At 61.4% G+C, this 4,507-nt stretch carries 4 protein-coding genes, 1 pseudogene and 2 riboswitches; of the genes and pseudogenes, 3 read left to right on the top strand and 2 right to left on the bottom strand.

The window, feature by feature from the left end:
- Positions 1-228: 228 nt before the first annotated feature.
- Positions 229-1,515 (bottom strand): MFS transporter, encoded by a 1,287-nt coding sequence (locus AB4074_RS24525; protein ID WP_441415710.1) that lies wholly within the window; start codon positions 1,513-1,515, stop codon positions 229-231.
- Positions 1,516-1,617: 102 nt separating this feature from the next.
- Between AB4074_RS24525 and trmB the strand changes: the two genes are divergently transcribed.
- Positions 1,618-2,541, top strand: coding sequence for a tRNA (guanosine(46)-N7)-methyltransferase TrmB (trmB, locus tag AB4074_RS24530; protein ID WP_441415711.1), 924 nt, complete (start codon positions 1,618-1,620; stop codon positions 2,539-2,541).
- A gap of 57 nt (positions 2,542-2,598) precedes the next feature.
- Here trmB and AB4074_RS24535 read toward each other — a convergent pair whose 3' ends face one another.
- Positions 2,599-3,243 carry a hypothetical protein gene (locus AB4074_RS24535; RefSeq protein WP_441415712.1) on the bottom strand — a complete coding sequence of 215 codons (645 nt, stop codon included), beginning with the start codon at positions 3,241-3,243 and terminating at the stop codon, positions 2,599-2,601.
- A gap of 27 nt (positions 3,244-3,270) precedes the next feature.
- Between AB4074_RS24535 and AB4074_RS24540 the strand changes: the two genes are divergently transcribed.
- Positions 3,271-3,555, top strand: a complete 285-nt coding sequence (locus tag AB4074_RS24540) for a DUF7336 domain-containing protein (RefSeq protein ID WP_441415713.1) — start codon at positions 3,271-3,273, stop codon at positions 3,553-3,555.
- A 550-nt stretch (positions 3,556-4,105) separates the two neighbouring features.
- Positions 4,106-4,204, top strand: a riboswitch (glycine riboswitch).
- Position 4,205: 1 nt separating this feature from the next.
- Positions 4,206-4,308, top strand: a riboswitch (glycine riboswitch).
- 49 nt (positions 4,309-4,357) lie between these two features.
- A pseudogene (locus AB4074_RS24545) lies at positions 4,358-4,507 on the top strand (lipoyl synthase); the annotation flags it as partial.

Below are 4,507 nucleotides of genomic sequence, written 5' to 3' on the forward strand. Positions count from 1 at the left end.
AAAGGACATCACCGCCGGGAACAGGTCCTTCAGCGCCGATCCCCGCGTCAGGGCAACCAAATCAGCTCACGCCGGCGCCGCAGGACCGCCCGGCGATAATGGACTGCCCCGGACGGGCAGGTGACCCGTTCCACTTCATATCGTCTAAACTCCCCGCTTGAACCCAACTGGCTCGCAGTTAACGTCGTTTTGAACCCGCTAAACGACAACGACTGCGAGCTAGTTGGGTTAGCCGACGTAGCGGTTCCGGCCGGCGCGGAAGCCGAAGAAGGCCGCCAGGGATCCCACCACGAGGAACAGGATGCCGGCAGCCGCGAAGCCGCCGGTCGCTTGGTGCAACTGGCCGACCATCAGGGTTCCCGTGGAGCCCAAGCCATAGCCGACGCCCTGCATCATGCCGGAAAGGTGCGCCGCGCTATGCGAATCACGGGTACGCAGCATGATCATGGTCAACGCCACCGCCGTGAGGCTCCCCTGCCCCAGGCCCAACAGCCCGGTCCACACCCAAATCAAATTCGTGGGACCGAAGATGCTCAAGGCGAAGCCGCCGCCGGTCATGAGCGCCACCACAGTGTTGATGACACGCTGATCCTTGAACCGGGCCGCGAGGCCCGGGGCAATGAACGAACCCAGCATCTGCAGCACAATCGACACGGACACAATCAAGCCGGCCGTGCCGCCGTCGATCCCGCGATCACGCAGAATCGGGGCCAGCCAGGCGAACACGCTGAAGGACATCATCGCCTGCAACACCATGAAGATGGTGACCTGCCAGGCGACGGCGGACCGCCAGACGTTCGCACCGCCGTCGGCGGCGTTGTGCCGGACGGGATGCTGGCGGATCGCCAGCGGCAAGAAAAGCAAAAGTACGACGGCGGCGGGCAGCGCCCAGAACCACAGCGCCGAGGTCCAGTGCCCGGCCGCCGTGAAGACGGGGTAGGTGAAACCGGCGCCAAGGGCGGCAGACGCGCAAATCGCCGTCGTATACAGCCCACCCATGAGCCCGAGCCGACGCGGGAAATCGCGCTTGACCACGCCGGGAAGCAGCACGTTGCATAGCGCGATCGCCGCGCCGCACGCCGCGGTACCGGCAAGGAGGGCCGGTAAGTGCCCGGCGCCGGCGAGGTCCACCGGACGCAGCAAAAGCCCCGCTGTCAGCACTGCCATTGCGCCGAGCAATACCCTCTCGGCACCGAATCGGCGGGCCAGGATCGGCGCCAGCGGCGCGAAGACACCCAACAAGGTCACCGGCACAGTGGTGAGGACCACCACCGCCCAGCCCGGCAGCCCGGCGTCGGCGGTGACTTCCGGAAGGACTGCCGAAAAACTCGAAAAAACCGTCCGCAGATTCAGGCCGATGAGCACCAGGCAGATCCCCAGGAAGACGAGTCCGCCGCGCGTCTTGACCTGCGTGGGCTCGGCGGCGGGAAGCTCGTCGATCTCGGCGTCGACGAGGATCTCGGGGACGCTGGGGTGCGGCTTGGTGTTCTTGGGGGAGCCTGAAGCGGGGGTCACCAACCCATTCTGGCAGTCGCGCCCATGCGGGGGCGCCTCATGACGGGAGCCTATCCAGGTTCTGCCGCGGGCGTTTGGTCCTGCAACGGTATTCTGGAGAAGATGAGTGAAACCCCAGATTCCCCTGAAATACCGCAGTCTTCGCGCCCCGTGACCCCGGGCAGCCAGGCCTCCTTCGGCACGTATGGCGGCCGGCCGGTCAGTTTCGTGCGCCGGGGGACGCGCCTTCAGGGCCGCCGCCAGGCAGCGTGGGAAGAGCACTCGGACCACTGGGCCATCCAGGTTCCGCGGCATGTGGCCAACACGTCAGTGCACCCGGACTACGTGTTCGACGCCGAAGCGGAGTTCGGGCGCAAGGCACCGCTGATTGTTGAAATCGGTTCGGGACTCGGGGATGCCGTGTGCCATGCAGCGGAGGAGAACCCGGACAAGGACTTCCTCGCAGTGGAGGTCTACACGCCGGGCCTGGCCAACACGATGATCAAGATCAACAGCCGCGGGCTCAGCAACGTCCGCGTGGTGGAAGCCAACGCCCCCGAGGTCCTGGCCACCATGCTGCCCGCGGGTTCAGTGAGCGAGCTCTGGGTCTTCTTCCCGGACCCGTGGCACAAATCCCGGCACCATAAACGCCGCCTTATCCAGCCCGCGTTCGCCGAACTCGCTGCGCGGTCCCTCAAGAAGGGTGGCCTGTGGCGGATCGCCACAGACTGGTCCAACTACGCCATCCACGTCCGCGAGGTCCTTGCCGGCTCCACTGAGTTTGAGAACGTGCACGACGGCGAGCGGACCGGCGCGGACAGCCCCCTCACCCAAGTGTGGGAATCCGGAGTCGAATCCATGGTGGGCGGGGCCCCCGTCAAGGAAGGACGGGCACCGGTCAGCACCGAGCACACCGGCCCCAACGAGGGAGTGGACCACGTGGGCGGATGGGCTCCGCGCTTTGATGGCCGCATCCGCACCAGCTTCGAAAACAAGGCCCACGAGGCGGGACGCATGATCTTCGACCTCAGCTATCGCAGGATCTAGCGGCAGATATTTGGTGGGGCAATGAAGGCGTCCAGTCTGTATAGCTCGTTGAACTTACTACTTGGTCCCGCACTTCAAGGTGGCGCCTTCCCAGGCGCTGGCTGATCCCACTGCCCTGGTCGGGAACGTCCCAGTACTACGGACGAACATCCTGAATGTCGATTCGCGAAGGTCCGCGCAAATGACCTCAGGAGATGTCTGGATCAAGGATGCTTGTCCCTGGTTAAAGCTGTTGAACGGACCTGCCACTCGCTGAAGCCCCCACCAAACCGTCTTATACAGACTTGTTGTCTGGGAGATGCTGATCATCAAGACATTGCACGTCGTCTTTGGGTGACCCCCAACAGTTCCATACGGAAAGATGCTCCCAGATGTCCGTTTATAAACGTTTCCAGTGTCGATGGTGCAACGCTGGCCGCTTGCACCGGCGATCGCCGACAGGCTGGCAGGAGCAGCGACTTCCTTCGAGATTTGGTTCTTGAGGGTCTCTTCCGTGAACGTTCCCAAGCTCTGCCCGACTTTAGCTACCTCGGCCCAAGTCAGGTCGCCAGGTTTGGGTGCCGCGACCTTTGGATCATATGCCGGAGCATCGGCCGGGGTGTCTGGCGCCTTCGGCGGCTGTTCAATGGCCGTCGACGGCCCTGCCGCGAACAACGAGGCCAGCAACAGAGCTGACGTGGCAAGTACGGATATTTTCTTCATGACTCCCTTTGCTAATTGCTATTTGCTATGCGTAAAACGGTCGTAGAAGACCACCGGGCGTTATCAAAAGGTCAAGGCGCTCAAGTTTTCAGGTATTCTGTCAGCATGGCTGCGGTGTGGATCGTCCAACACGATAAAGAGGAATCATTTAATGCCGTGCTTGGCGTCTTCGCATCTCAAGACGAGGCGGAAGAGTTCGCCGAGGAAATCAAGCATGAGTACGCCAGAGGTGTCATTTACTCCCGCTATGAGATCGGATACCGCTACAACAGGGGACCTGGTCACGCGAGTTTCGGCCCAGGAGACCAGTAACTCCGCCAATCGTTGGCCCGGGCCCTGTCCACGGCCATGCCCGTCCTGGCGGCAGCGCCTAGCATGGTGGCGGCAACTGCACCGGTCATTCTTAAGGTTCTTGACTTTCGATTCACACTGTCCTCCGGCGAGTGTTATCGGGAGGAGCGTCCATTGAAGCAAATGCTTAACGATTAAATTATGCAGAAAAGGCAAATTAAGCAAAACCTTTTATTAAACAGGTCGGAGGACTTTATCGCGGAATTCTAGAATCGGTACTCGGTTATTTCGACCTCTAGATTTTTCCCGATACTCAATCCCCAATCCAAACACTACTCAATTTGTTGTTTTCGAGCACTCAATTTTGCATATCGACTACTCAAGCAAGAGCAAAACCCTTGACACTGCGTGATGGAAGTACGCTAACGGTGCCTCGCCGAACCCAGCGCGAAACACTGAACGCCATCCAGCCAAGTCCGGGGAGCCCCGGCTGGAAAAGGCCGCATCTTTGCGCACCGCACAGGCACCGGATATCATGTGAGACGTGTCACCGAAAGGCGGCATGTGCTTATGATCTGCGGCGGGAGAGCCCTGCCGGTACGTTTCAGCAGGCGCCGTAGGAGCAAATCCTCCCCAGGAATCTCTCAGGCCCATGTACCGCCGCGGCAAGGCAACTCTGGAAAGCAGCCCGGGCAACCGGGCTCACCGACGGTGCAAGCGTCCAGCCGCGAGGCGGGACGCGGAAACTCTCAGGTCCAATACAGAGCGGGGAGGAACCGAATCATCGTGGTGCGTCCGCGCCACCTGAATTATGGAGTTCCTCATGACCCTGGCACCTGAAGGCCGTAAGCTGCTGCGCGTTGAACAGCGCAATAAAGCCGTCCCGGTCGAACGCAAGCCCGAGTGGATCAAAGCCAAGGTCCAGATGGGCCCTGAATTCGTGGGCCTGAAGAACCTCGTGAAAAAAGAAGGC

It is taken from the genome of Arthrobacter sp. 2MCAF14, assembly GCF_052115645.1.
Taxonomy (GTDB): Bacteria; Actinomycetota; Actinomycetes; order Actinomycetales; family Micrococcaceae; genus Arthrobacter.